Origin of the sequence: Stenotrophomonas sp. ISL-67, from assembly GCF_018612915.1 — a bacterium.
Classification (GTDB): domain Bacteria; phylum Pseudomonadota; class Gammaproteobacteria; order Xanthomonadales; family Xanthomonadaceae; genus Stenotrophomonas.
This window is the reverse complement of the sequence record NZ_JAGGRL010000013.1, coordinates 1-25595: the sequence shown is the minus strand read 5'-3', so window position 1 is coordinate 25595 and position 25595 is coordinate 1. Positions and strand designations below refer to the sequence as shown.

The 25595-nt window shown below is 64.2% G+C and carries 23 protein-coding genes and 1 riboswitch; of the genes, 12 read left to right on the top strand and 11 right to left on the bottom strand.

Annotation, left to right across the window (positions count from 1 at the left end; translation table 11 throughout):
• Nucleotides 1-30 precede the first annotated feature (30 nt).
• Nucleotides 31-1233, top strand: a complete 1203-nt coding sequence (gene chrA, locus J7J08_RS13165; RefSeq protein WP_214906363.1) for a chromate efflux transporter — start codon at nt 31-33, stop codon at nt 1231-1233.
• Here the strand turns inward: chrA and J7J08_RS13160 are convergent.
• Nucleotides 1156-2502: a voltage-gated chloride channel family protein gene (locus J7J08_RS13160; protein ID WP_214906360.1), complete on the bottom strand. Its 1347-nt coding sequence runs from the start codon at nt 2500-2502 to the stop codon at nt 1156-1158. The two genes, chrA and J7J08_RS13160, sit on opposite strands and share 78 nt — an antisense overlap.
• Before the next feature lie 78 nt (nt 2503-2580).
• Nucleotides 2581-2651: riboswitch (Fluoride riboswitch) on the bottom strand.
• A gap of 401 nt (nt 2652-3052) precedes the next feature.
• Between J7J08_RS13160 and J7J08_RS13155 the strand changes: the two genes are divergently transcribed.
• The 5 genes from J7J08_RS13155 to J7J08_RS13130 all read left to right on the top strand — a co-directional run bounded on the left by J7J08_RS13155 (nt 3053) and on the right by J7J08_RS13130 (nt 11343).
• Nucleotides 3053-3568 carry a hypothetical protein gene (locus tag J7J08_RS13155; protein WP_214906357.1) on the top strand — a complete coding sequence of 172 codons (516 nt, stop codon included), beginning with the start codon at nt 3053-3055 and terminating at the stop codon, nt 3566-3568.
• 376 nt (nt 3569-3944) lie between these two features.
• Nucleotides 3945-4601 (top strand): hypothetical protein, encoded by a 657-nt coding sequence (locus J7J08_RS13150; protein ID WP_214906354.1) that lies wholly within the window; start codon nt 3945-3947, stop codon nt 4599-4601.
• Between the two features lie 655 nt (nt 4602-5256).
• Nucleotides 5257-7149 carry a site-specific DNA-methyltransferase gene (locus J7J08_RS13145; protein WP_214906351.1) on the top strand — a complete coding sequence of 631 codons (1893 nt, stop codon included), beginning with the start codon at nt 5257-5259 and terminating at the stop codon, nt 7147-7149.
• A complete protein-coding gene (locus J7J08_RS13140; protein WP_214906348.1) occupies nt 7146-9827 on the top strand; it encodes a DEAD/DEAH box helicase family protein in 2682 nt (893 codons plus the stop codon). Before J7J08_RS13145 ends, J7J08_RS13140 begins: the two co-directional genes overlap by 4 nt.
• Nucleotides 9828-10770: 943 nt before the next feature.
• Nucleotides 10771-11343, top strand: a complete 573-nt coding sequence (locus J7J08_RS13130; RefSeq protein ID WP_214906400.1) for an Ax21 family protein — start codon at nt 10771-10773, stop codon at nt 11341-11343.
• Nucleotides 11344-11620: 277 nt separating this feature from the next.
• Here the strand turns inward: J7J08_RS13130 and J7J08_RS13125 are convergent, their stop codons facing one another.
• The 5 genes from J7J08_RS13125 to J7J08_RS13105 all read right to left on the bottom strand — a co-directional run bounded on the left by J7J08_RS13125 (nt 11621) and on the right by J7J08_RS13105 (nt 14734).
• On the bottom strand, nt 11621-12646 hold the full coding sequence (locus tag J7J08_RS13125) for an NAD(P)H-dependent glycerol-3-phosphate dehydrogenase (RefSeq protein ID WP_214906344.1): 1026 nt from the start codon (nt 12644-12646) through the stop codon (nt 11621-11623).
• A 14-nt stretch (nt 12647-12660) separates the two neighbouring features.
• Nucleotides 12661-13176 (bottom strand): protein-export chaperone SecB, encoded by a 516-nt coding sequence (secB, locus tag J7J08_RS13120; protein WP_068848278.1) that lies wholly within the window; start codon nt 13174-13176, stop codon nt 12661-12663.
• 104 nt (nt 13177-13280) lie between these two features.
• Nucleotides 13281-13718: a rhodanese-like domain-containing protein gene (locus J7J08_RS13115; RefSeq protein WP_214906341.1), complete on the bottom strand. Its 438-nt coding sequence runs from the start codon at nt 13716-13718 to the stop codon at nt 13281-13283.
• Nucleotides 13719-13795: 77 nt separating this feature from the next.
• Complete coding sequence (locus tag J7J08_RS13110; RefSeq protein WP_214906339.1) at nt 13796-14233, bottom strand: hypothetical protein; 438 nt, start codon at nt 14231-14233, stop codon at nt 13796-13798.
• A 30-nt stretch (nt 14234-14263) separates the two neighbouring features.
• Nucleotides 14264-14734, bottom strand: coding sequence for a YiiD C-terminal domain-containing protein (locus J7J08_RS13105; RefSeq protein WP_214906336.1), 471 nt, complete (start codon nt 14732-14734; stop codon nt 14264-14266).
• Between the two features lie 43 nt (nt 14735-14777).
• On the opposite strand from J7J08_RS13105, the gene J7J08_RS13100 reads away from it, so the two are divergent.
• The 3 genes from J7J08_RS13100 to J7J08_RS13090 all read left to right on the top strand — a co-directional run bounded on the left by J7J08_RS13100 (nt 14778) and on the right by J7J08_RS13090 (nt 17975).
• Nucleotides 14778-15554, top strand: a complete 777-nt coding sequence (locus J7J08_RS13100; protein ID WP_214906333.1) for a uroporphyrinogen-III synthase — start codon at nt 14778-14780, stop codon at nt 15552-15554.
• 108 nt (nt 15555-15662) lie between these two features.
• Entirely contained in the window at nt 15663-16634 is a 972-nt protein-coding gene (locus J7J08_RS13095; protein WP_214906330.1) for a uroporphyrinogen-III C-methyltransferase, read from the top strand.
• A gap of 3 nt (nt 16635-16637) precedes the next feature.
• Complete coding sequence (locus J7J08_RS13090) at nt 16638-17975, top strand: heme biosynthesis HemY N-terminal domain-containing protein (protein WP_214906328.1); 1338 nt, start codon at nt 16638-16640, stop codon at nt 17973-17975.
• A gap of 110 nt (nt 17976-18085) precedes the next feature.
• On the opposite strand, the gene J7J08_RS13085 is transcribed toward J7J08_RS13090, so the two are convergent.
• Entirely contained in the window at nt 18086-19381 is a 1296-nt protein-coding gene (locus tag J7J08_RS13085; RefSeq protein WP_214906325.1) for an acetyl-CoA C-acetyltransferase, read from the bottom strand.
• A gap of 92 nt (nt 19382-19473) precedes the next feature.
• Here J7J08_RS13085 and J7J08_RS13080 point away from each other — a divergent pair, with 92 nt between their 5' ends.
• From J7J08_RS13080 to J7J08_RS13070, 3 genes are all read left to right on the top strand, one after another.
• On the top strand, nt 19474-20361 hold the full coding sequence (locus J7J08_RS13080) for a hypothetical protein (RefSeq protein ID WP_214906322.1): 888 nt from the start codon (nt 19474-19476) through the stop codon (nt 20359-20361).
• 71 nt (nt 20362-20432) lie between these two features.
• Nucleotides 20433-21011 (top strand): energy transducer TonB, encoded by a 579-nt coding sequence (locus J7J08_RS13075; protein WP_214906319.1) that lies wholly within the window; start codon nt 20433-20435, stop codon nt 21009-21011.
• 13 nt (nt 21012-21024) lie between these two features.
• Nucleotides 21025-21495: a hypothetical protein gene (locus J7J08_RS13070; protein ID WP_214906316.1), complete on the top strand. Its 471-nt coding sequence runs from the start codon at nt 21025-21027 to the stop codon at nt 21493-21495.
• A gap of 88 nt (nt 21496-21583) precedes the next feature.
• Here the strand turns inward: J7J08_RS13070 and J7J08_RS13065 are convergent, their stop codons facing one another.
• From J7J08_RS13065 to J7J08_RS13050, 4 genes are all read right to left on the bottom strand, one after another.
• Nucleotides 21584-22210, bottom strand: a complete 627-nt coding sequence (locus tag J7J08_RS13065; RefSeq protein ID WP_214906313.1) for a superoxide dismutase family protein — start codon at nt 22208-22210, stop codon at nt 21584-21586.
• A 53-nt stretch (nt 22211-22263) separates the two neighbouring features.
• A complete protein-coding gene (locus J7J08_RS13060; protein WP_214906310.1) occupies nt 22264-22833 on the bottom strand; it encodes a superoxide dismutase family protein in 570 nt (189 codons plus the stop codon).
• A gap of 91 nt (nt 22834-22924) precedes the next feature.
• A complete protein-coding gene (gene ntrC, locus J7J08_RS13055; protein ID WP_214906307.1) occupies nt 22925-24373 on the bottom strand; it encodes a nitrogen regulation protein NR(I) in 1449 nt (482 codons plus the stop codon).
• Entirely contained in the window at nt 24363-25424 is a 1062-nt protein-coding gene (locus J7J08_RS13050) for an ATP-binding protein (RefSeq protein WP_214906304.1), read from the bottom strand. Before J7J08_RS13050 ends, ntrC begins: the two co-directional genes overlap by 11 nt.
• Nucleotides 25425-25595 lie beyond the last annotated feature (171 nt).

The window sequence follows — 25595 nt, the reverse complement described above, 5'->3', positions numbered from 1 at the left end:
GCCGTTGAGAACCACAGGAGGTCATGCCCCATGTCGCCGCTCGATCCCACAACAAGCGACAGCGCGTGGCGCGTCTTCCTGGCGTTCCTGCGACTGGGACTGACCTCGTTCGGCGGCCCGATCGCCCACTTGGGCTATTTCCGTCTCGAGTTCGTCGAGCGCCGCCGTTGGCTGACGGACCGTAGCTACTCCGATCTGGTGGCCCTGTGCCAGTTACTGCCAGGCCCGGCAAGTAGCCAGGTTGGGATGGCGCTGGGCTTGCGTCGCGCCGGCTGGCCTGGCCTGCTGGCCGCCTGGGCAGGCTTTACCCTGCCATCGGCCGTGCTGATGATCCTGTTCGCCTTGGGCGTTGCCCGATACCAAGGCATCGTTGACTCTGGTTGGCTGCATGGCCTGAAGATCGTGGCAGTTGCCGTGGTGGCGCAGGCGGTATGGGGAATGGCCCGGTCCCTATGCCCGGACCGTCTGCGGGCAGGGATGGCGCTTTTCGCCGCCGTATTGACGTTGGCAATGCCCTCGGTCGTCGGCCAGATAGTGGTGATCATCTTCAGCGGACTGCTCGGTCGCTGGATGCTGAAGATCGAACCAGTTTCCGGCCAATCAGACGGCGGCTATCCCGTCTCGCGAAGAACCGGCACGGTGGCACTGGTGCTACTGGTGCTGCCACTTGTTCTGCTGCCGGTGTGGGTTGCGGCGAGCGGATCCCCCCTGGCCATGCTGTTGGAGGGGGTCTACCGCGCCGGCGCCCTGGTCTTCGGCGGCGGCCACGTCGTGCTGCCATTGCTGCAGACCGCGGTTGTCCAGAGCGGCACCGTGAACACGGCGGATCTGCTCGCCGGGTACGGTGCGGCGCAGGCGGTGCCGGGCCCTCTCTTCTCCTTTGCGGCATACCTGGGGGCCATGGCCGAGGGGCCGCTGGGTGGCTGGGCAGGGGGCATTGCCCTGTTGGTGGTCATTTTCCTGCCAGCCGTTCTCGTGCTTGTAGGGGTGCTGCCGGTCTGGGAGTTCCTGCGCAACCGCACGGACCTGCAGGCTTCAATTGCAGGCGTCAACGCCGGGGTCGTCGGGATCCTGCTGGCTGCGTTGTACGACCCGGTGTGGACGAGTGCGATCCACGACCGATGGGATGTCGCGATGGCGCTGGTTGCGTTCGGGCTACTGGTCGTCGCGCGTGCACCGCCGATCGTGGTCGTGTTGCTGGCTGCCATGGCAGGTTGGGCGATGGCGCGGTAACGCCGCTAGGTCGGACAGGCGCGGCTCGGCAGCGTGCAGTTCCAGCGTTCGCTTCCCATGCGCCAAGCGTTGTGCGTTGTAGATGCCGGTGTGGCCTGAGAACAGATAGGCGGTGACGCACGCGATGGCCGCCAGCGGCCCCATCTCCACTCCAAACAGCTCCATGGCCATCAGGGTAGTTGCAATAGGGGTGTTGGCAGCTCCGGCAAACACCGCGACAAATCCGATACCGGCCATGAAGGCAAACGGAAGATGCATCAAGGGAGCCAACGCATTGCCCAAGGTGGCGCCGATGTAGAAAAGCGGGGTGACTTCGTCGCCCTTAAACCCTGATGCCAGCGAGACGACGGTGAATCCGAACTTGCCTGCAAAATCCCACGGGCGCATGGGGTGATCGAAGGATCCGGCAATGTCTGCAGTACCGAGCCCGATGTATTGTTGCGAACCAAGGGCGCATACGGCGACAGCAATCACAATGCCGCCGAGAAAGGGCCGCAGGGGCGCGTAGCGGATGTGGCGCTTGATCAGCGCCCCGAGTTGGTGCGCCGACGTGGAGAACAGTCGGCCGACCCACCCAAATAGAATTCCAGACAGGACCATCGCCACGACACTCCAGACACCGATCGGAACGATCCCGGCAATGGTGTGGTGGGCATGTTGGACGCCCCAGGCGCGAGCCACCTGGTCGGCCAGAATGCTCGCCGCCAGACAAGGATAGAGCGCGTCATACCGCATCCGGCCGATGGCCAGCACCTCCAGGCCAAATACCGCGCCCGCCAGCGGTGTGCCAAACACCGATGCGAAGCCTGCGCTCATCCCCGCCATCAGCAGAATGCGGCGCTCTTCTGATGTGAGGCGGAATGGACCGGTGAGCTGGTCGGACAACGCGGCCCCCATTTGAACCGCTGTACCCTCCCGACCCACCGAGGCACCGAACAGGTGCGAAACCAGCGTGCCTCCCAGGATCAGCGGCGCCATGCGGAGTGGTACGACCCGTTTGGGGTGATGAATTTCGTCAATGATGAGGTTATTGCCGCCGTCGACCGGCTTGCCCACCAAGTGATACACCAACCCCACTGCAAAGCCGGCAACGGGGAGCAGCCAGATCGCCCACGGGTGCGCCAGCCGCCAATCGGTGGCCAGATCCAGAGACAGGAGGAAGAACGCGGAGGCGCTGCCTGCCAATACAGCGACCAAGCAGGCAAGTAGCGTCCACTTCACAAGGTGGGACGGAGGATCCAGCAATCTGGAACGTTTGATCTTCAACATGGTCACCCGCGACAAGGAATCGGGCTGACCAGCGAGCGGGGCGTCAGGGCAACAGCCTGCAGCCCCAACCGAGGTCAGGCAACTGCAGGCGTCATCAACCGCTTGGAAGCTGCGGTGGTTAAGGGAGGTACGCCATCTCCGATCCGCATGATAAGTCCAGATCAGGCTCCCGGCCAGTAGCAGCCTGGGCCACCGCATGACGCATGGTGTGTTAGTTCAGCTGCGTAGACACCATCAGACAGGGCTCGGACGTCCTGATTCCATTGGGCAGCCTGACGTCTGCTTCTGGCCGGAAGCGGACATAGGAGGGGCCAATGGGGTGGGGATGTCTATCCGGCATAGGGGAATGGCAGATTTAGCACCTCAGCGGTCATTGATGCAGCCGCCGAGCCCACCGCTGGCTCCTACTCTGGCCTGTTGGCCGGGGTCAGCCCACCCTGGAGTTGAGCTGTATCAATGGGAAATCCTTCCATTCGGTGCTTTGTGGACAAGTCGTATGGCCGGACCCACGGGTCCGTCTATCAGGTATTCAGCCTGCTTTGGAGTATTCATGCGTTTCATTGTCTTAATCGTCGCTCTGCTCATTAGCACTACCGCGTTGGCTCAGACCAAACCGAAGCTATTCGTTGCCGATCGCATATATAGCGTCAACTTTGGGACTGACAAGCCCAGGGTCCTGAGGGACACTCTCCAAGGTCAAAACGGGAATGCGGACCGAGCAACCTATGTCGTAGAGAAAGGCCCGGTCATGCGGATGCTTGGAACCATGGCACCACAAGGCGGAATGGCTTCCGACGATGGCGAGGCCTACTTCGATTCAATGATCGACAGCCTCAAGAACGGCATGCCGAACATGAGGATTGTCACGAATAAATCTAGAATGGACGGCGCTTATCATGGTCGGGAGATGGAGGCGACCAACTCTCAAGTCACGATCGTTGCCCGCATGTTCGTAACCCATAAGGGGTTGGTCTTTGCGCAAGCGGCCTTCCCCAACCAGAGCACGACAGGACGCGCATCGGCGTCAGCGTTTCTGAGTTCATTGACCATTACCAGCGGTCAGTAGACCTGACCTTTCATTCGCGCCGAAGCCGCTTCGCAGCGCTGCTTGATTCAAGATTCTCGAACGTCCGCTCCTGGCCGGAAGCGGACATCAAAATTAGCCGGTAACCGTCTAAGATGCCCCACTCACCTCAAAGTGATCAATCATGTCATCGAAGGTGCTCCTGAGGTCCGGGCACCATGGATGACTTGGAGGTATCGTTTTTACCGAGATGGCCTACAGCATCGCGGCCGCTTGCTGAGTCTGCAATCAACGTCGGCATAAGCGGGAATCCCCTCTGTTCTTGGGAGGGCTGTCGAGCCTTCATACAAAAGTGCTCGACGAAGGGTAGGTGTCCCTCCCCGGCCATAAGTTCGTCACGCCGTGATATATAGCTTAGATGAACGCAAACACCATCGTTGAGCGCGCCGTACAGGTTCAAGCCCTCCAAGTCCAACTTGCCAATCTGGCCATGCAAGTTCCGACGCCTCCCGACAATGCACTTGATTCCCACCACATCGGATACCAAGAGTTCGGACTCTCGTTTCACCATGCCTTGGCTCTGACCTCGCTGGTGAAGATTCATGACAGCGAGCTGGCGGCCAGCGCTTTCGCTTTGGCACGCCCTATGTTGGAGACCCTGCAGAGGGGCTGGTGGTTCACGACCTGCGCAACCGAAGCTCAGACTCAAGCCTTCATCGAGAACGACGCGTTCCCCATCCGACAAGTGACTGACGTGGGCCTTGCGGTGGATGCGCTCGCTCCCTTTACAGGAACGGGCTATTTCACCCGTCTCAATCAGGCAGAGTGGAATGTCTATCACTCCTTCACACACGGCGGATTGATGGCTTTGGACGCGTATGGAAACCGACCCAACCTGAGTCCGGACTACGCTCCTGACGGGATACTGGCGCTGCTCGACAACGCGCAGCGTATGAGCGCGATGGCTGCGTTGGGGATGGCCTGGATCGGGCTTATTTACCAGCCTGGGCTTACCAGACCAATCTACGACGCCATCAACGAACTAGGGCCCGAAATCGGTCAATGGCGTGGTTAGGAGGTGGGAGGAGCTCAACGCGCAGGCAATGCGCCGGAAGGTGCTGCTGGTCGTCGTGGCGTCACTGTTATGGGGGAGGGCCTGATTTCCGCCTTCGTCATCGGGGCGCTGCTGCGCTCCGGTTAGGCGACGGTGGGCTCAAACCTTCGGATTCCATGGAAGAAGGAACCGACCTTCGCAGTGGGCGTTGTCTGCTTCTCGTCGATAGCGGACACCCAGTGAGGATGGTGCCTGCCTACTGCACCCTAGGCGATTCAGCGCGTTCATCTTTCGAGGATAGCGTTGATGACATTAGGTCAACCAAGGGCGTTGCACCACCGAATTCCCCACAGACTCTGAGGCAGGCCCGAGTGTGCCTGTCTCATTGTTCCTACGATTACTAAGAAGCTTGGGCGATTCAGGCGAGGTGGTCCGGTCGTGAACTGAGGACTGGGTGCTTAGGGCTGAGCCTGCAGGTCTTGTCCAAGGCATAGTGCATCTTCGGGTAAGGCGCCGAACAACTCACCTGGCACCTAATACAAGCGCGCCCTACGGTCAAGCGTCGATATGCCTGGCAAGCCATCAGGGCGTGGAAGGCCGTCCGCGTGTGTGTGACAATCGAAGTCTGCCGGGGCCATCCATGTTTGGCGGCCCAGAAACGCCATAGATCGAGCTCATGACCCAACCTGAAAAGCCTACGGACCTCTTCGCCCACTTGGGCCAACTTGGTGCCCCAGAGCTCCGTCGACTGCTCGTCGAACATCTCACTAAGCGCAAGCTAGGGCTGACCTGGGAGCGCAATGCCATTGAGCACGACGAGGCGCTAAATGCCAACATTGTGCTGCCTCAGCTCGTGCCTGAATTGAGCCACAAGCCGACCAGCGTGGCTGAGAAGTTCGTGCATCGCAACTTGATCATCGAAGGGGACAACTTCGATGCGCTTCGTCTACTTAAGGCGACCCATGCCGGTCGCATCAGAGTGATTTACATCGATCCTCCCTATAACACCGGCAACAGGGACTGGGTCTACAACGATGACTACGTTGGAAAGACTGATCGGTACCGGCACTCTATGTGGCTGGAGTTTCTTTACCAACGTTTAATGCTGGCCCGCGATCTGTTGACACGGGATGGTGTGATTCTGGTATCGATTAATGACGAGAATCGGGCGCGCTTGGAGGTGCTGATGGATGAGGTGTTCCCAGGACGTCGTGTAGGTAGCCTGGTTTGGCGCACTCGAGACACAACGAGTGCCAAGGATCGAAACTTCAGCGATGTCCATGAGCATATTCTCGTCTACGGCAATGAGGGGTTTGCTTTCAACGGAACTGAGAAGACTCAGAAGAAGTACAAAAACCCTGATAAGGATCCGCGTGGCCCTTGGAATGGCGACCCTCTAACCCTTGCTTTCGATCGTTTTGATCGAGCAAACCTGTATTACCCCCTGCACGACCCGAGGCGTGATCGCTGGTACCCATGTGATGAGAACCGGGTCTGGGCTTATGCAACTGAAGATCGGGTCGAAGACACCACTAAGCTCCAATCCGAGACAATGGAGGAGTGGGTGCGACAGGAGAAGATCCTTTTTTCAGAGGATGAAGAAACACGGATTTGGGGCTCAAAGGAGGAATTGCTCGCTTCTATCGATGCTGGCGACGTACCCGTGACCCCGAAAAGAAAGCGACCGCTACTGACTCGGGAGACTCCAGATCTAAACTTCTGGGTTGGGAAGACTGTCGGCTTTGGGCGCCCTCTCTTCAAGAAGCACTGGAGCGACCTGCGCAGCCACACTAATCCCTTGGGGTCATGGATCGCACGTTTGACCGAGATCTATGATGACGAGGACTTCGCAGTGCTCCGATCGCCTCAAGCAGGCGAGGGTACTGAGTTCATTCAGGAGGTGTTCGGATCGAAGGCATTCCAGTACCCAAAACCTCCGACGCTAATCCGAAACCTCCTTGCCCAGACAACCAAGCCTGGGGACATTGTGCTGGATTTCTTTGCGGGGTCCGCTACGACGGGGCAGGCAGTGCTTGAGCTGAATGCTGAAGACGACGGTGAGCGTCGATACATTCTTTGTTCCAGTACTGAGATGACTGCGCGCGAGCCAGACAAAAACGTCTGCCGAGACATCACCGCAGAGCGCATGCGTCGAGTTAGTCGGGGCTTTGCCGGAAAACCTGGTTATACAGTAGATCAAGGGGGTGAGTTCGCCTATTTGCGGCTCAACAAGTTGGCCCCTGCAGACTTGCCATTTGAGGCGAAGGCGGACAATGCGCTGGCGCATCTAAGTATGCGATTGACACACGCAGTTTGGGAGCAACCTGTTGGTGTGGTTCAACACATTGCTAGAGCGGGCGATCACGACATACTTCTCTGCTTGGACGTCAATGCCCAAGTCCTTGAAGAGCTGGTGGCCTGGCCCAAGGTACATGGTGTCCAACGCATTGGTGTGTATTGCGATCGTCCGGTGGCTCTGCAAGAGGCGCTCGAAACACGTGGGGTAGATGCGAACTGCCATAGTCTGGCAGACGCCTTGTTGGGCGGTCAGGCAGAGGGACGTTCATGAACATGGATTTCGTTGTCGCGCAGTCTGACAGCCTCGAGCCCATTGGCTTCCAGAAAGACATCATCAGCAACCTTGCCTCGGCCTTGCTCACTCAACCCTCGCCGCCTGTGTTGCTTCGTTCTCCCACAGGTTCGGGCAAGACTTTCATGCTTGTGCGGGCCCTATCGAAGGTTTCGGCGACACAGGACACTGTCTGGCTGTGGTTCGTACCATATGTGAACTTGGTCCAGCAGACTGAGGACGCCATCTTAGGCAATGCGGATGGACGGCTGTTCCCAGTGATGCTCTCGCGTGGCCGTAACCAGGAGCCCGCGAAGGGCATGGTCTTGCTATCGACTGCTGCTGGCGTCGCCAGTGCCAAAGATCGCAAAACGGGGTATTCCAGCGGAGCAAACGATGACCAAAGGGCACTGAACGAGTTCGTTGAGTTGGCACGCGCTAGAAAGTTGAAGCTAGGACTTGTTGTGGACGAGGCCCATATCGGCCTCAAGACTGGAACTGAGTTCGGGGCTTTTGCGTTGTGGGTCAAGCCGGACTATCTAGTCATGGCCTCGGCCACACCCAAAGATGCCGTGCTAGATCAGTTCTTGAGCCAAGCTGGCAAGGAAGCGCGTACGTCATTCATTGTAAGCCGAGCCCAAGCGGTCGAAGCGCGCTTGAATAAGAAATACATTGAGGCGGTCAGGTACGATCTGCAGCGGACCATCTCTACAGTAGCCGACCTCAAGCGTACGGTCCTACGTCAAGCTTGGAAGAAGCATCTGTGGTTGAAGAAGACCCTTAAGGCCGCGGACATCGAACTGACCCCGCTTCTGTTGGTGCAGGTCGCCAATGGTGATAAGACCGTTGACGAGGCGCGCGAGGATCTGATCCGCCTGTGCCGTGTGCCGATGGGAGCAATTGGCGTTCACTCTGCCGATGAGCCAGACCCCGTGCTGATGGCAGCAATTGCCAACGACCATAGCAAGGAGGTGCTGATCTTTAAGCAGTCAGCGGGTACGGGTTTCGATGCGCCGCGAGCGTTCGTCCTAGCATCTACGAAACTCGTCAACGATGCGGACTTCGCTATGCAGTTCATCGGGCGCGTCATGCGGGTGGCGCCTCAGGTACGGGATGCGTTCCCTAAACCGAAGGAAATCCCGGATGCGTTGGATACGGCGTTCATCTACCTGGCTGATGGCGATGCTCAGACAGGTTTCCAGTCGGCGGTCAACACCGTCGGGGCGGTTAAGAGTCAGCTGGAAGGCCAGACAGAGCAGATGGTGGTCAAGCACACCAAAAGCGGCGCCGTGGTCATTAGCAATAAAACCTCGCCTCAGCTGCCGGCGTTCTATGACTCCGATCCCAGACCCGCCATCCCTATCGATGAGCCCGACGAAGAGGACGCCGAGCGGTTGCCAAGCACAGGGACTACGCAGCCAAGCCTGTTCAGCATAGAGGGTGCCGCGGACACGGGTACGACCATAATGGACGCCGATTGGGTGGTGGAAACCGCGCCAACGTCTGCGGGCGCCCCCGCCAATGAGGAAGAAGTCCTGCAGCGGTTGAAAGAGCAAGGCCTAAAAGCATATCGGCTCAACGTCAGGCTGCGTGCAGCCCCGGCTTTGTTCAAGCAGGAGAGCCGGCCCGCCATGGCCGATATGGCCAGAGTTTCGATGCATGTCGCCATAAGTCTGCCCCTGAGTGAAGACAAGATCGCTTTCGCCGTCCGGGCCGCTTACAACCTGCTACGGGATATTGAGATACATACCGAGCTCACCAAGGATGAAGACAACATCCGTACAGAAGAGGTCACGGTCATTACTGATCGCGCATCTTTGGCAAGAGATGCCGCGGCAAGTTTGAAAAAGATACCGCAGGTTGAAGACGCCGACGTGCGGATCTTTATTGGAGCGCTGGCGGGGCGCTTGCGGGAGGATGTGGCGATTCCGCCAAGTGACGCGAGTGGCTCCGCAGTGGACGATAAACAGCTTGATCGCTTGGCGCGCGATGCCGCGTGTTGGGTCGTGCGTCGTGACGCCCAGCGGATCGGTGAAATGGTGCAAGACGCTATCGCCGAGTTCGCAACCATTGCAGACGCAGCCCCGTTGCCCCAATTCCTGCTGTATCCCTTGAACAGGGCGTTGGAACAGGCTCAGAAGAACCTATATGGCATTATCCCACCCCTAGAAAATTCCATCGCGAATGCCCGTGAGAGCTTGGATATCGAAGGCCAAACGACGATGTTCAAGGATAGGCTGGCCCATGCTAATGGTGTCGTGTCGGTATTCGGGATCGATGGGTCTGCGGGAGTTAATCATGAGGAGCGTGAGTTCATCCAATCTATGGAGCGAGATGATCACGTAGTGTGGTGGCACCGCAACCCATCACGTAAGCCCTGGTCGGTCCGGATAGTGAGGAATGAGCACAGGAACTACTTCTACCCGGACTTCATTGTCTGCCTAGAGTATCCGCAAGGTGTGGATGCCGAGATTCGCATGTTGGAGACTAAGGAAAGTACGAAGGACGCGAGCCGTAAGGCACAAAGGACGCCGAAGATCTATGGGAAGGTTCTATTCGTTACGCGGGAGGACACGCGTCTTCGGATCGTCAACGATGACGGGAGTCTGGGTAATGAATTCGACTGGGTCGATCTAACGCCGGCGTGGAGATGGATGGCGGCCACCAAAGTGAACTGAGTCTGCGGGTGAACTGGAGCGGCAGGCTACGAAGAGGGTGCCTAGTGGCAGTGCCGCCTTGCGGCACCACTTAGCTAAGCCGTCGTATATGGAGTTCTGGCCGATGACCGAGCCCCTCACTCCGCGGCTGGAAGGCCGACGGCGCCGGGTCGGGGCACAGGCGCTTGGGTATCGCCCTCAATCTGGGTTGCAGGCAGAGCTAAGGGGAAAGCTGGGCCAATTAGCTATCATTCGGCCGTCAGACCCACGAGCTTCCTAACAACATTCAAAGGAGCGCCTGACTCTCGGGCAATGAGCCTTGTGAAAGACTTGAGCGTCAGCTGGTCTCGCTTCGAGTGGAAGCGCTTGAGAGCGATAGTGGCATCCCTTAGGTGCCTTTTCGACGCGGCATTTTTCCAAGCCAAGTCTTCGGCTGAGTTCAGACGTCAGACGAGGAAGTTACTCCTGGCTGCGGTGACGCTGTAGTCCCGTGTTCGGCAAAAACTCGGCCGTGGACGCGTAAGTCGGCCCAGCCCCGATCGCCTCCACAAGTTGGTTCTTGAACCATAGTGTTCGGGTCTTCCTGAGGTGGGATGACGGCTTCCGCACTCTGCGTAGATCCGTCTGTTGAGTTGGCCGGATACCGGACGGCCGTACCCAACGATCTGCCGGACCGCCTCGAGCTTGAACTCATCGGTGTACCGCTTCGTGCTCCGGAATTGATCCAATAGTTTGTGTAGGTCATTGATCCAATAGTCTGTGCAACCTGCACGAACTATTCGCTCACGGCTACGAACATTCCCCAAGTTCCCTGAATGCCCGCTTCATTCATGTACCGCTCAGTTCAATATTCAGGGTTGATTGAGGCGCCCAACGGATAATTAACACCTGTCGAACGTCCTTCTCTCCCCTCCCCAAGGGGACGGTCGGCAAAACCAAAAATAAAAAAGGTGTGTTCCCGATGATGAAGACCTCCCTGCTCGCCCTGGGCCTGTGCGCCGCGCTGCCGTTCGCTGCTTCGGCTGCCGAAGGCCTGTCGTACAACTACGTTGAAGGCGGCTATGTGAACACCGATGCCAAGGGTGGCGACGCCGACGGTTGGGCCGCCAAGGGCTCGGTTGCCGTGGCGCCGAACTTCCACATCTTTGGCGATTACAACTCGCAGGAAACCAAGCGCGGCAACGCCGACGTTGACCAGTGGCGCGTGGGCGTCGGCTACAACTACGGCATCGCGCCGACCACCGACCTGGTGGCCCGCGTCGCGTACCAGAAGTTCGATCCGAAGCACGGCCTGGACTTCAACGGCTACGCCACCGAAGTGGGCGTGCGCACCGCGTTCACTCCGATGATTGAAGGCTACGCGCTGGCCGGCTACGAAGATTTCAGCAAGAAGCACGGCATCAACCCGGATGGCGAGTTCTACGGCCGTGTCGGCGCACAGGCCAAGTTCACCCCGAACTGGGGCCTGAGCGGCGAAGTGAAGCTGGCCAAGGGCGGCGACAAGGAATGGTTCGTCGGCCCGCGCTTCACCTGGTAAGCCAGTAGCTGCAAGGTACGTTGTTGGATGGCGTGATCTCTCTCTCCCTCACGCCATGAAGCCCGGCTTAGTAGGCCGGGCTTCACTTATCTGGCTCCACCTCGTCGGGGTGCCACGCAAAAACCCAGCGCAAGCTGGGTTTTTGCGTTTCAGGCGATTGCGTCGCCGGAACGGAAAGCAGCCGACCAACGGTCGGCGCTACCGGCAGGGTGATCGTCCGGGGTGGTGATCGTCGCCAGTCCCAAAAAAAACCCCGGCGAGGCCGGGGTTCTTCCGATCATTTGAACAGCGTGTCCGGGTATTCCGGTTTCTGTTCGCGGGCGAGCAGCGCGCGCAGGCCTTCTTCCGGGGTCTGTTCGCCGTGCAGTACGGCGCGGACCCGGTCCGAGATCGGCAGGTCGATGCCGTGGCGGTGTGCCTGGCGCATGACCTCGTCAGCGGTCTGCACCGATTCCACCACCTGGCCGATGTCGCGCACGGCGTCCTGCAGGCTCTGGCCACGTCCCAGCGCCAAGCCCAGGCGGCGGTTGCGCGAGAGATCGCCGGTGCAGGTGAGCACCAGATCGCCCAGGCCGGCCAGGCCCATCAGCGTTTCCGGCTTGGCCCCGATCGCAGCGGCCAGCCGCAGCATCTCGTTGAGGCCGCGGGTGATCAGGCCGGCACGGGCATTGAGGCCCAGCTGCATGCCATCGGCCACGCCGGTGGCTACGGCCAGCACGTTCTTCATGGCGCCGCCGAGTTCAGCACCAACCATGTCATCGCCGGTGTAGGCGCGGAAGGCCGGGCCGTGCATCGCTTCGGCCACCTGCTGGGCGAAGTCCGCATCGTCGCCGTGCACGGTGATCGCGGTGGGCAGGCCCAGCGTGACCTCCTTGGCGAACGACGGGCCGGTCACCACCGCCAGCGGCACGTCCGCTCCAAGGACCTCGCGCGCCACTTCGTGCAGGAAACGCCCCGAGCCGGGTTCGAAGCCCTTGGTCGCCCACGCCACGCCGGCAGCCGCCGGGCGCAGCGGCGCCAGCGCGCGTACGGTTTCACCGAACGCGTGCGAAGGCACCACCACCAGGATCCACGTCGCGTCCTTGACGGCCGCAGCCAGGTCGGTGGTGGCGCGCAGCGATTCCGGCAACGGAATACCCGGCAGGTAACGGGTGTTCTCGTGGCGCTGGTCGATGGCGTCCACCATCGCCGCATCGCGCCCCCACAGCACGGTCTCGCGACCGTGCCGCGCAAGCAGGCTCGCCAGGGCCGTGCCCCAGGAGCCGGCGCCGAGAACGGCGATCTTGTCTGCGTTGTTGCTCATTGCTGCAGCGCCGATCAGGCGTTGCCGGCCGGCTCGGAATCGGCGAGCGAGGTTTCGCCCTGTTCCTGGCGCTGGCGCAGGGTTTCGGCGTACAGGCCTTCGAAGTTGATCGGCTGCAGGAAGAACGGCGGGAAGCCGCCGGCCTGGATCAGCTCGCTGACCAGCGAACGCACGTACGGGAACAGGATGTTCGGGCACTGGGTGCCCAGCAGGACGTCGATCGACTGCGGGTCCAGGCCCACCAGGCCGAACACGCCAGCCTGCTGCACTTCAGCCACGTAGGCAGTTTTGTCGCCGGCCTTGCAGGTCAGGGTCACGGCCAGCACCACTTCGAAGGCGCTCTCACCCAGGCGCTGCACGCGCTGGTTCAGGTTGAGCTGCAGCTCCGGCTGCACGGCTTCGTTGAACACGGCCGGGGCGTTGGGCGATTCAAAGGAAACGTCCTTGACGTAGATCTTCTCGACGGTGAACGCGGGGCCGGTGGCGGCGTCGGCCGGCGCGATGGCGCCGTTGGTGTTCGCTTCGGACATTTCCTGTTGCTCCAAATATAAGTGCAGTAAATTAGATTGTTACATGCCCTGCGATGGGGGCGTGTGGCGGCGCGCACAAGGCGTGCCGCGCAATCCGGGCAAAATCAGTTGCGGCCCTTGACCAGCGGCAACTCGGCCTGCTGCCAGGCGGGCAGGCCGCCGTCGAGCACATGCACCTGCTCGAATCCGGCCTTCTTCAACGCCTTGGCGGCGGTTTCCGAGGCGGTGCCGGTGCGGCACACCAGCACGACCGGGCTCTGCTTGGCGTTGGCCACCAGCTTGTGCTCCGGCCCGAACTGGGCAGGCTGCACGTTGCGGCTGCCGGCGATATGGCCCTTTTCGAAATCGGTGCCCGCAGACAGGTCGACCACGACCGCGCCGCCGGCATTGATCAGCTGGGTCAGCTCCGCCGGTTTGATCGACTTGTAGCCGCGCAGCAGGCGGCGCACCTCGGTGACGAGGATGGCGACGGTCAGGCCCGCGAAGGCCATCGACAACATCGGATTTCGGCCGGCAAAGGCCAGCAGCTCTTCGTAATTCACTTAGATCACGGGTCGATTAGCGGGCGCCGATTGTCGCACATGCGGGCGAACCGGCGTCCGGCGGGCGATTCAGGGGCTCAGCGCGGCTCCTGCCACAGGTCCGGCAGCCCGTTGGCCTGCAGCCAACGCTTGTCCTCGGCATCCCAGCGCCAGATTTCCTTCACCGTAACCTGGCGTTCGGCCTGGGTATTGAGGTTGATGACACCCACGGAGGCGGTCCGACCGACGCTGCCATCAGGCATGTTCACGTTCTCCAGCGGGCGATAGCTGGAGACCTTCACCTGCTCGTAGCGACGCAGCTCCAGGTCGGTCAACGGGTGTTCCCTGGTGTATTCCGGGTCCAGGTACGGCAGCGCTTCCTCGGTGGTCCCCCAGCGGATGGTGGACGAGTACGCGGTCTGGGTCTTTTCCAGCTCAACGCGCTGCTTGCGGGTCAGCTTCTCCTTGGCGGCCAACGCGGTGACGCTGGTCAGCGCCAGCAAGGTCAGCAGCAGGATCTGGAAGGTACGACGCATGCGAATTCCCCAATCGGCAAGGCGCCCATCCTACCGCCTTGCGAAGGCAACGAAACGTCCGGTCAGTTCAGCTGCCGGCTTGCCGGCCTCGCCGGGCTGGCGGGCCACCACCTCGATACGGGCCTTGCCGCGCTGGGCAAAGGTGGCCAGGAAGGTGTCCCAGTCGGCATCGTCGGCGGCGTGGGCCTGGGCCTGGAGGTCGTCGTAGACCGGGGCCAGGTAGCGCACGTGGCTGTCGGCCACGTAGACATCGGCATCGAAGCCGGCCAGGCGCAGGCGCAGGGTGACCAGTGCCCAGCCGGACAGGGTCAGCGCCGAGGACAGGCTGCCACCGAAGGCATTGCCCTTGTCATTGACGTTGGCGGCCAGCGGCGCGCGCAGGCTCAGCACGCCATCGGCATAGGCATCCAGGCGGATCTGCATGGCCGCCACCGGCGGCATGCGCTCCAGCACCTGCTGCAGCGCGGCCAGGTGCGCGGGGAGGGAATCATGTTCAGACATCAGTACGGCGACGTTGCAACGAAGGCCTCGCATAATGCCCGCAATGAACAGCCACGCACATGTGCCGGATTGGACCCTGGTGTCACTGCGCCCCCGCGGCCAGCACGCACCGCTGCGGCGCGCGGCCGAGCCGTTGGGCGCGCAGGTCATCGGCTTGTCGCCCTGGGCACTGGTGGCCCGGCACGACGCGGCCACCCGTACTGCGCTCGCCCGCGCGCTGGGTGCCGATCGCGTGGTGTTCAGCAGCCCGGCGGCCGTGCATGCGGCCGCCCGACTGCTGCCGCTGGATGGGACGCATGCCGGCCTCTGGCTGGCCGTGGGCGCCGGTACCGCCGCCGCGCTGCGCGGTCATGGGGCTGGCGAGGTGATGGCACCGGCCCGGATGGACAGCGAGGGCCTGCTCGACCTGCCGGCGCTGGCCCAGCTGCAGGAGCTGCGCGCGGCGCTGGTCACTGCACCCGGCGGGCGCGGGATCATCGCCGCCACCCTGCAGGCACGTGGTGCCGCGCTGGAGCGGGTGGATGTCTATCGGCGCAGCACGCTGCGGCTGCCGCCCCGGCAATTGCAGCGGCTGCGCCGCCAGGCCGCGCCGTGGGTGCTGGCTGTGAGCAGTGCCGAGGCGCTGTCCCTGCTGAACGAGCAGCTGCCGGCGGACCTGCTGGCGCGCCTGCGCCAGGCGCATGTGGTGGCGGCCAGCGAGCGGCTGGCGGCGTTGGCCGCAGACGCGGGATATGCGCGGATCACCCTTGCCGCCGGTCCGATGCCGGAGCAGTTGGCGCGGGCTGCACACGCGGCGATCACCACCACCGCATCTTCCTGAACAGGGGTCGTTTGCGGCCTTGCAGGGCCTGCGGGCGGCGAGCGATGCTGTGCACCTGATCGATCGCCAGCTCGTGAATGCACCGGCGCGATCGACAAGGATGCCTGCATGAACGACGTAGTTCCGCCCCCGCCCCACCGACCGCTGCGCTGGATACTGCCGCTTGCCGTGCTTGCGGTGGTGGTCGGCGCTGCCGGCTGGGGCTGGACCCAGTGGCAGGCCCAGCAGGCGCGGGTCGCGCAGCGTGAGGCGGATGCAGATGTGCTGGTGCAGGGCCTGGCCGGCAGCGTGGAAGCGTTGCGCCGCGACCAGCGCTCCACCTCGCAGCGGGTGCAGGATGCGGCCACCACCAACCGGGTGCTGCGCGATGAAATGCTGGGCCTGAGCCAGCGCAACGCGTTGCTGGAGGAGAATCTGGCGCGTCTGGCCGACAGCACCCGCCACAACGCCCAGGCGCTGCAGCTGGAAGAAGCGGAACTGCTGCTCAGCCAGGCCGGCCAGCGCTTGGCATTTGCCGATGACGTGGACGGTGCCAAGCGCCTGTACGCGCTGGCGGCCACCGCGCTGGAAGACGTACAGGGCACCGAATTCCTCAACCTGCGCCAGGCCTTGATGCAGGAGCGCAATGCGGTCGACGCACTGGGTCCGGGCGTCCGCGCCGGCATCCATCAGCGCCTCGGCGCGTTCGCGCGGTCGCTGATGGCCTTGCCCGAACAGGTGGCCCCGGCAGCGACCACGGCCGCCCCGCCGTGGTGGCACCAGGTCCTGGCCCCGTTCGTGACCATCACCCCCACCGCCGTGCAGGGCCCGCTTACCCATACCGAGCGCACTGCCGCGTGGGATTCGCTGCAGCTGGAGCTGACCCTGGCCCGCGCCGCCGTCGAACGCGGCGACCAGGCCGGGTTTGAACAGGCGCTGGACCGGGTGGCGCTGTGGATGCCACGGCTGTGGCCGGATTCACCCGGCCTGCGCGAGCGTCGTGCTGAACTGCAGACGTTGCGCACCCAAGTGCTACGCCCCCCGCTGCCCGAACTGGGCAGCACCCTGCAGCAACTGCGCGCCATGCGCGATGGGAGTTGATACATGAAGCCGATTCAATCCGTGGTGGTGCTGCTGCTGGCGGTGGTGCTGGGCGTGGTGGCCGCGCAATGGCTGGGCACCGAATCGCTGCGCCAGTACGGCGAAGTGATCTACCGCGCCGGCGGCAACGATTACCGCTCCACCGTGCCGCAGGTGGCGCTGATGGTGCTGGTGGGTCTGCTGGTGCTGTGGCTGCTGTGGAGCCTGGCGGCCTCGCCGTTCCGCGCCTGGGGCCGCTACCGCCGCAAGCAGGGCCGCGCGCGCCTGATCGAAGGCCTGCAGGCGCATGAGTACGGCCACTGGCAGCGCGCTGAAAAGCTGCTGGGCACCGCGGCCGACGATGACGAAGTGAGCGGGGTGGCCTATGTCACCGCGGTGCGCAGCGCGCAGGCGCGCGGCGACGAGGCGGCGGTGGACCAGTACCTGCAGCGCCTGTCCACGGCCGATGCCACCGCCTATGCGCTGTTGCAGGCCGAACGGCTGCTGCAGCAGGAGCGCCCGGTGGATGCGATCAACGCACTCGATGCCCCGGGCATCCAGCCGCTGCCGCCGCGTGGCCTGTGGCTGCGTACCGAGGCACTGGCGCGCGCCGACCGCGCGCACGAGGCGTACGGCCAGCTGGGCGCGCTGCGCAAGCAGAAGGTGCTGCCCGATGATGCCGTGTCCGAACTGGAAGTGCGCCTGGCGGCGCAGTCCCTGCTGGAAGCGGCCGATGTGAATGCGCTGGCCGCCCAGTGGGAAGCCACCCCGAAGGCCCTGCGCAGCGACCCCGATGTGGTGTCGGCCTATGCGCTGCGCGCGGTGGCGCTGGATTGGGATGAACCGGCCCTGCTCAACCTGGAGCAGGCGCTGGATACGCGCTGGGATGAATCGCTGGTCACGCTGTATGGGCAGATGCCGGTTGAAAAGCTGGCTACCCGCCACGCCAACCTGCAGCGCTGGCTGGGCCAGCAGCCGTCCAGCCCGGCATTGCTGCTGGCGCTGGGCCGCATCGCCGCGCGCCAGGGCGAGCACGTGCAGGCCGAGGATTACCTGCACCGTGCGATTGCCGCCGGCGCCGGCCCGGCCGCCTGGGAAACCCTCGGCGAAGTATTCACCGCGCGCGGCGAAACCGCGCTGGCCGCGCAGTGCTATGGCAATGCGTTGCGGCAGTCGCGTGGGGAAAGCAGCGTGGGGCTGGTGCGGGATGCAGCAGCGGGGCAGAGCCCCGCTCTACATGCGGTGGTGCCGGAGCGCGCTACGGTGGAAGAGCAGTCGTTGATGACCGACCCGGTGCTGGTGCGCGACGCGCGCGTTGAACCGGTCGACCGCGACGAATTCGGCAACCCGCGGGTACCCTGACCGCGTAGAGCGGGGCCCTGCCCCGCTGCCGGTTCCGGCGCACACAATAAAGGCCGCCCTCGCTTGGGCGGCCTTTTTTTCGCAGCGGGGCAGAGCCCCGCTCTACGGTTTCAGCGTTCCACGATCGCCACGACACCCATGCCACCTGCCGTGCAGATGGACACCAGCGCGCGGCCACCGCCGCGTTCGACCAGCTGCTTGGCGGCCGTGGCAATCACGCGCGCGCCGGTAGCGGCGAACGGGTGGCCGGTGGCCAGCGACGACCCCAGCGGGTTGATCCTGGCCGGGTCGATCCGGCCCAGGGGCGCATCCAGGCCCAGGCGGTTGCGGCAGTAGTCTTCGCTTTCCCACGCGCGCAGCGTGCACAGCACCTGCGCGGCAAAGGCTTCATGGATTTCGTAGATGTCGAAATCCTGCAGGGTCAAACCATTGCGCTTGAGCATTTCCGGCACGGCGATGGTCGGCGCCATCAGCAGCCCTTCGCCATGCACGAAATCAACCGCGGCCACCTGCGAGTCGCGCAGGTAGGCCAGCGGCTCGTGGCCGTGCGCGCGGGCCCATTCCTCGCTGGCCAGCAGCACCGCCGAGGCACCGTCAGTGAGCGGGGTGGAATTGGCGGCGGTCAGCGTGCCGCGGCCGGACACCTTGTCGAAGGCCGGCTTCAGCGTGGCCAGCTTCTCCAGCGAGGTATCGGCGCGCAGGATGTTGTCGCGCTCCACGCCACGGAACGGTGCGATCAGGTCGTTGAAGAAGCCGCGTTCATACGCCGCAGCCAGCTTCTTGTGCGAGGACACCGCCCACTCGTCCTGCGAGTCGCGCGAAATGTTCCACTCCTTGGCCATGTCTTCGCAGTGGTCGCCCATGCTCTTGCCGGTGCGCGGCTCGGCCACGCCGGGGAACTCCGGCTTGAGTTCGGCCAGCTTGAAGCCGCGCAGGATCGTCTTGATCTTGTCGCCGGTGCTCTTGGCCCGGTTGGCCGCCAGCAGGCGCGCGCGCAGCTTCTTGCCATACACGATCGGCACGTCGGAGGTGGTATCCGAACCGCCGCCGATGCCCGATTCGATCTGGCCCAGCGCGATCTTGTTGGCCACCGCGATGATGGTGTCCAGCGAGGTGCCGCAGGCGCGCTGCAGGGTGATGCCGGGCGTGAGCGGGGAAAGGCCCGACGACAGCGTGGCTTCGCGGCCCAGGTTCCAGTCACTGGAATGCTTGATCACCGCGCCCATCGCCACTTCGCCCAGCTGCTGCCCGTGCAGGCCGAACCGTTCCACCAGCGCGCCCAGCGTACGTACCGACATGCCAAGGTTGCCAACATCCGAATAAGCGGTGTTCTGGCGGCAGAACGGAATGCGGACGCCACCGAGAATGGCGACGGGACGAGCGTTGGGCATGGAGATACCTGGCATGGGAGGGGTGTCTGCAACATGGCCTGCACGAAGGAGCAGGCATAATGGGGCCAAGTGTAGCTGCCGCCCTGTGATGGGCCAACTGTGAACCCATGAGCAAACCCGACCCCGGCATGAATGCCCTTGGCGTACTGGCATTGGAACTGGCCGGAGGAGACGCCCCCCGCCACGCGGCCCTGACATCGGCGCAGGCGGGCGAACTGGCCGACCGCGTCGGCCGTGACCTGGCCAAGCTGGTCCCCGGCGTGAGCGGACTCGATTTCGTGTTCGCCGGCGCCCATTTCGACCCGGCCGAGGTCCTGCGCCCCGGCTGGCCGATCCACCGCCGCCTGGAAGAACTGCGGATGCGCGCGCCCGGCCGCAGCGAAGGCCCGCGCCTGCTGGCGTTCGGCGCCGGGGCCGACGGCGAAGTACCGCTGCCGTTCCAGGCCGATGCCAGCCTCACCGGCGGCGGCCTGCGCGTGGTGCCGTTCCTGCTTACCGGCACCGACGTGGCCCAGGCCACGACCGTGGCCGAAGCGCTGGAAGAGATTCTGCTGGCCCAGGGCATGGCCCAGGCCGATACCGCCCTGCTGGCGCAGAACGCGTTCGGCGCACAGATCGAGCACGCCCGGTACTTCACGGTGAACGACCTGGCCGCGATGATGTCGATGCAGTACGACAACCAAGGCCTGGCCGCATTGTGGCCGCTGATCGAAACGGCGCTGATGGCGCCGCAGTCCGGGCAGTGGCTGGACGCCGCGCCGGAGCCGCTGCTTCGATACGCTGACGGCGAAGTACGTATGGCCCTTTTCGATCCGGCTGGCTGGTGCGCTTTCTACAACCACGACACCGGCAACTGCGACCGCCTGCAGGGCATCTACGAGCAGTACCTGATGCGCCAGCGGCAGATGGCAGCCGTGCTGGAAGCGCATGGGCTGCCGGTGTTGTTCGTGCATTGCGAAGCCGGGCAGGACCCGAGGGCGTTGTTGGCGCGGTAAGTGTGGGTCCAGGATGCGGTTTGAACGACAAGGATGCCGAGATGATGCAACTGTTCCATCGAGCGCCCGCAGTGGCGCTGTTGATTGCCTGTGTGGTGCCGCTGCCGGCGATGGCCGCGGCGGACTGCCAGGTAGATCCCCAATCCCAACAGGCGCTACCGCCGATGGCCCGGCCCGCGGGCTACCCCCGCATGCGCCAGCAGGCACACGATGTGAGCCTGCGGGTCAGCGTGGATGCGCAGGGAAACCCCATTGACGTTTCGGTGGACGGGGCGACCAGCCCCGATGCGACGGGGCGTAGCGCCATGCGCTGGCGCTACCGCTGCGAGGGCATTGAGGGAGTCGCCGAGTGGGTGCTTCACCTGCCCACGCAGCACTGCGAGCTCAATCTGACCAGCAAGAACTTCAATCCACCGCGCTACCCACCACAGGCATTCAGGGCCGGAATACAAGGCGAGGTGCTGGTCGGGTTGTACCCGCAGGGTGATGGCCAAGTGGCGCGGCAGGCGATCATTGCCCAGAGCAGTGGATCGGCATTGCTGGATGAGGCGGCACTGACCGCCGCCAGGCGCTGGACCTTCGACTGCGGTACCGGGATGGACGGGTCGGAACCCGGCCAGGAAGTGCCGCTGACCTTCAGCTTGAACTGAGCGGGATATCCCAATGCATGCATCTCGATACGACATACGCCTGGCGCCCACGCGGCCAATGGCCGCGCTGATGGTTGGCCTCGTGCTGTCTGCAGGCGCGTGGGCCGGCGACAGCTGGATCCTCGGCAATGTAGCCGACAGCGAAGCCCTGGAATACCCCACGGTTGCCGCCTTCGTCGAGCAGCTGCCCAAGCGCAGGGATGTGGAGGTGCTGCGTGGGCTGCCGCTCGAACCCGGCATGCTGGCGTACCAGTCCACCAAGGCAGCGGTGGCCGAGGATCCTGCGTATTCCGCCAGGACCTGGCTGATCTTCACCGCGCCGCATCCGATGGCGCCCTCGGTGGCACGCCTGCGTACCTATGTGCCCGAACATGAGCTTCACCGCCGCCTTCAGGCGTGGGCCACGCTGTGCGAAAGCACCGCCGAAGGCTGTGCGCGGATGGATGCGTACCTGAAGCGCGTTGTCGGCAGCCCCGCCAGATAACGGCGATTGCAGCCTGCTGGAACGACAACGCCGGCAATTGCCGGCGTTGTGCGATGGGCGCGTGCCGGTCAACGACCGGCACTACCGATCAGGGTGCGGCTTTGATGACGGCGCAGGCCAGACGTGCACCGGCGTTGCCGGTCGGCTGGGTCTTGTAGTCATCCGCATCGGCATGAACGATCAACCCACGGCCGATGATGTCCGAATCGTTGCCTTCGCCAATATTGACGTTGGTCGACACCGCCCCATCCACCACCGCATTGCCCTGCGCATCGGCCTTGATGTTGGGCATGTCGCCACCGTGGTGCGGGGTGGTGGCCACGTTGCCGTGGTCTTCCTTGCTCGGATTGAAGTGGCCGCCGGCGCTGTCGCCGTTCGGCGCGCTGCAGTCGCCCTTCTCATGGATGTGGAAGCCGTGTTCGCTGTTCGGCTTCAGGCCGCTGACCTGGCCTTTCACGTGGACCTTGCCGTCGACGACGCTGAAGGTCACGTTGCCCTTGACGTCATTGCCCTGGGTCGGCGCGAGATCGGCCACGGCGCCGTGGTTGGCGTGGGCTTCGCTGGTCATCGCCGGCGGCGCTTCGGTGGTGCGCGCGGTTTCGGCGATCGGCGGGGTGGCGGTGGCGGCATCGGCCGGCGCATCGGCCGGCTTGTTGCAGGCGGTCAGGCCGATGGCGGCGATGGCGGCGAACAACGAGGTATGGATCAGACGCATGTGGATCTCCTTGCAGGTAACGAGGGAAAAAACGACGTCGGTGGGCAGCGCGTTCAGCGCGTGACCCGGATGACGCCGCAGGCAATACGGGCACCGGCATTGCCTGCCGGCTGGCTGCGGTAATCGTCGGCGTTGGCATGGACCACCAGCGCGCGGCCGGCGATATCGGTAACAGCGCCACCGCCGAGCGTAACCGCTGGCAGGCGCACATCGACGTTGACCCGGCCCTGCGCATCGGCACGCAGGTTGTCCATGTCGCCAGCGTGATGCGCCCCAGCGCTGTTGCGGCCATGCGGCTGGTTGCCCGGGTTGAAATGCGGCCCCGCGCTGCTGGCGTCAACGGCACTGCAGTCGCCGCGCTCATGCACGTGGAAGGCGGCCGTCTGCAGCGGCTGCAGGCCGCCAATGGTGCCGGTGAGGTGCACGCCACGCGCATCGGGCACCAGTGCCAGGCGACCGCTGACGATGCTGGCCGAGGCCGGCGCCAGGTTGGCTTCGGCCAGTTTGGCGGTGCTCACCACCGGCACGGCAGGCACCGGTGCGGTGCGCTGCTCGGGCGCGGTGCCGCAGGCGGCCAGCACCAGCAGTGGCGGCATCAGCAGGGCGAGTTGGGAACGACGCATCGGAAACTCCTTGTCTGCAAACTAACGTTACGGTCGTCCACGGACCATGAAAGGCACCACCACGCGGTGCCCACGGCCCATGAACAGGGATTCATCCGCCGCGCCGGCGTCCGGCGCCCAGCTTGCGGGTCAGGGTGTTGCGTCCCATGCCCAGCCGCGCGGCGGCTTCGGCGCGGCGGCCGTGGGTGATCTGCAGGGCCGCTTCCAGCAAGGCCTGGTCCACCCGTTCACGGACCTGTGCGTGCAGCCCTTCGGCGCCTTCGGCCAGCCGTTGCCGCGCCCAGGCCGACAACAGGGTTTCCCACTGGCCCGGATCGCCATGCGCGCGCGTGCGCGGCCCCGCCCCGCGATGCAGTGCACTGTCCACATCGGCCACACCGATGGTGTCCGACGCGGCCAGTGCAGCCATGCGCCAGCACACGTTCTCCAGCTCACGCACGTTGCCCGGCCAGTCGTGCTCGCGCAGCGCCTGCAGGGCGGCGGCGGTGAGCCGCTTGGGCGGCGTATCCAGCTTGCGCGCGGCCGCGGCCAGGAAGGTGTCGGCCAACTGCGCGATGTCGTCGCGGCGCTCGCGCAGCGGCGGCAGGCGCAGCCGCACCACGTCCAGCCGGTGCAGCAGATCGGCGCGGAAACGGCCCTGCGCTACCAGCGTTTCCAGATCCTGGTGGGTGGCGGCGATGACACGCACGTCCACCCGGATCAGCTCGCGGCCGCCGACGCGGAAGAACTCGCCTTCGGCCAGCACGCGCAGCAGGCGGGTCTGCAGCGGCAGCGGCATGTCGCCGATTTCGTCCAGGAACAACGTGCCGCCGTTGGCCTGCTCGAAGCGGCCCACGTGGCGGCGCTGCGCCCCGGTGAATGCGCCCGCCTCGTGGCCGAACAATTCGCTTTCCAGCAGTTCGGAGGGAATGGCGGCGGTGTTGAGCGCCACGAACGGGCCCTGCGCACGCGGCGACTCGTGGTGCAGCGCGTGCGCCACCAGCTCCTTGCCGGTGCCGGTTTCGCCATTGATCAACACCGACAGCGGTGCCTGCGCCAAGCGGCCGATGGCGCGGAACAGCGCGCGCATTGCCGGGGTGTCGCCGACCAGTTGCGGGCGCTGGTCGGGCGCGGCTTCTACTACCGGCGTGCTGCGTTCAGCCACGGCGGTATGCGGCTGGGGCAGCACGCGCTGCGCCAGCGCCACCGCGTCGTCCAGGTCGAACGGCTTGGACAGGAACTCCTGGGCACCGCCACGAAACGCGCCGGCGGTGCTGGCCACGTCGGTATAGGCAGACATCACGATCACCGGCAGTTGCGGGTGCACAGACTTGAGCTTGTCCAGCAGCACCAGCCCGTCATCGCCGGGCATGCGTACGTCGGTGAACAGCAGGTCCGGCGGTGGTTGGCTGGACAGCATGTCCAATGCCGCCGCCGCACCATCGAATCCTTCGACCGCGTACCCGGCATCGCGCAGCGCGGTGGACAGCACGAAGCGCACCGCGCGGTCGTCATCCACCACCCAGACGCGCTGGGACGTGGTGGGGATGTCATCCGCCATGCGCGGTCTCCTCGGCAGCGGGGGTGCCCTGCCCGATCGGCAGCTGCACGGTGAATACGGTATGCCCCGGACGCGAGCGGTAGGTGAGCGTGCCCCGGTGTTCGCGCGCCACCTGCTGGGCCAGCGCCAGGCCCAGCCCGGTGCCTTCGGCGCGGCCACTGACCAGCGGCAGGAACAGGTGCTCGGCCAGTGCTTCGGGGACACCGCGGCCGTCGTCGGCAATTTCCAGGCGCAGCGCCAGTGGCTGCAGCTGGTCGCCAATGCGCACGCCATGTTCCACCCGGGTGCGCAGGGTGACGGTACCGGCACCGGCCTGGATCGCATTGCGCACCAGGTTCCACACCGCCTGGGTGAGGCGGTCGGCGTCGCCGTCGAGTTCGGGAATGCTGGGGTCGTAATCGCGCTGCAGCCGCACCGCCCAGCCGCCCTCGCTTTCGGCCAGGCGCAGCACGCGTTCCAGCGAGGCGTGGATGTTGAGCGGGGCATGCGGCGCGGCCGGCGCCGGGGACAGCAGCTGTTCCAGCAGCCCATTCAGGCGTTCGATCTCCGAGCCGATCAGCTCGATCAGTTCGCGCTCTTCCGGGTCGCGCTGGGTGCTGCGCCGGGACAGCAGCTGGGCCGCGCCTTTCAGGCCGGCCAGCGGATTGCGCAGCTCATGGGCCAGACCTTTCAGGGCCGCGCTCAACGCGCTGGGCAGGGCCTGGGTGGGGTCCAGCCCGGGGAACTCGTCCACCGGGTGCGCTTCCAGCAGCCAGCCGTCTTCCTCATGCCGGCTCAACCAGCCCTCGGCAAAGCGCGGAGCCTCGCCCGGCAAGGCCAGCGCCAGCCGATGCAGGCGCAGGGTGTCGCGTTCGCCGCGCGCCAGGAAGTGGGCCAGTGCTTCGCCTTGAACTTCCAGCGAGGCCAGCGGCTGGCCCAGCAGGCGCCGCACGCTTACCCCCAGCCAGCGCGCGAAGGCCGGGTTGCAGCCGGCGACCCGGCCTTCGGCATCGGCCCAGGCGACCGGTGTGCCAAGGACATCAAGGGATGGAGACGGTGGTGCGGGGGTCATTGCACCAATGTAGTGCAAAAAGGCGACGGTTTGGGCTCGAGCCGCGAACCTTTCCCGTGGTCGGAATAGCAAAGTTCGTGCCCATTGGACCAACTATGGCGAATAGCCCATGTACAGACTATTCAGAATGAACGGCTCTCAATGGCGACACTGAATCGCCCAGGGTTCCGT

Bases quoted from the DNA above. Each gene is read 5' to 3' on its own strand.
- secB (WP_068848278.1), bottom strand. From the start codon at position 13,176: ATGTCCGAAGCGAACACCAACGGCGCCATCGCGCCGGCCGACGCCGCC.
- J7J08_RS13105 (WP_214906336.1), bottom strand. From the start codon at position 14,734: ATGTCTGAACATGATTCCCTCCCCGCGCACCTGGCCGCGCTGCAGCAG.
- J7J08_RS13145 (WP_214906351.1), top strand. From the start codon at position 5,257: ATGACCCAACCTGAAAAGCCTACGGACCTCTTCGCCCACTTGGGCCAA.
- J7J08_RS13140 (WP_214906348.1), top strand. From the start codon at position 7,146: ATGAACATGGATTTCGTTGTCGCGCAGTCTGACAGCCTCGAGCCCATT.
- J7J08_RS13160 (WP_214906360.1), bottom strand. From the start codon at position 2,502: ATGTTGAAGATCAAACGTTCCAGATTGCTGGATCCTCCGTCCCACCTT.
- chrA (WP_214906363.1), top strand. From the start codon at position 31: ATGTCGCCGCTCGATCCCACAACAAGCGACAGCGCGTGGCGCGTCTTC.
- J7J08_RS13050 (WP_214906304.1), bottom strand. From the start codon at position 25,424: ATGACCCCCGCACCACCGTCTCCATCCCTTGATGTCCTTGGCACACCG.
- J7J08_RS13060 (WP_214906310.1), bottom strand. From the start codon at position 22,833: ATGCGTCGTTCCCAACTCGCCCTGCTGATGCCGCCACTGCTGGTGCTG.
- J7J08_RS13150 (WP_214906354.1), top strand. From the start codon at position 3,945: ATGAACGCAAACACCATCGTTGAGCGCGCCGTACAGGTTCAAGCCCTC.
- J7J08_RS13125 (WP_214906344.1), bottom strand. From the start codon at position 12,646: ATGAGCAACAACGCAGACAAGATCGCCGTTCTCGGCGCCGGCTCCTGG.
- J7J08_RS13130 (WP_214906400.1), top strand. From the start codon at position 10,771: ATGAAGACCTCCCTGCTCGCCCTGGGCCTGTGCGCCGCGCTGCCGTTC.
- ntrC (WP_214906307.1), bottom strand. From the start codon at position 24,373: ATGGCGGATGACATCCCCACCACGTCCCAGCGCGTCTGGGTGGTGGAT.
- J7J08_RS13110 (WP_214906339.1), bottom strand. From the start codon at position 14,233: ATGCGTCGTACCTTCCAGATCCTGCTGCTGACCTTGCTGGCGCTGACC.
- J7J08_RS13090 (WP_214906328.1), top strand. From the start codon at position 16,638: ATGAAGCCGATTCAATCCGTGGTGGTGCTGCTGCTGGCGGTGGTGCTG.
- J7J08_RS13085 (WP_214906325.1), bottom strand. From the start codon at position 19,381: ATGCCAGGTATCTCCATGCCCAACGCTCGTCCCGTCGCCATTCTCGGT.
- J7J08_RS13155 (WP_214906357.1), top strand. From the start codon at position 3,053: ATGCGTTTCATTGTCTTAATCGTCGCTCTGCTCATTAGCACTACCGCG.
- J7J08_RS13065 (WP_214906313.1), bottom strand. From the start codon at position 22,210: ATGCGTCTGATCCATACCTCGTTGTTCGCCGCCATCGCCGCCATCGGC.
- J7J08_RS13080 (WP_214906322.1), top strand. From the start codon at position 19,474: ATGAGCAAACCCGACCCCGGCATGAATGCCCTTGGCGTACTGGCATTG.
- J7J08_RS13095 (WP_214906330.1), top strand. From the start codon at position 15,663: ATGAACGACGTAGTTCCGCCCCCGCCCCACCGACCGCTGCGCTGGATA.
- J7J08_RS13100 (WP_214906333.1), top strand. From the start codon at position 14,778: ATGAACAGCCACGCACATGTGCCGGATTGGACCCTGGTGTCACTGCGC.
- J7J08_RS13070 (WP_214906316.1), top strand. From the start codon at position 21,025: ATGCATGCATCTCGATACGACATACGCCTGGCGCCCACGCGGCCAATG.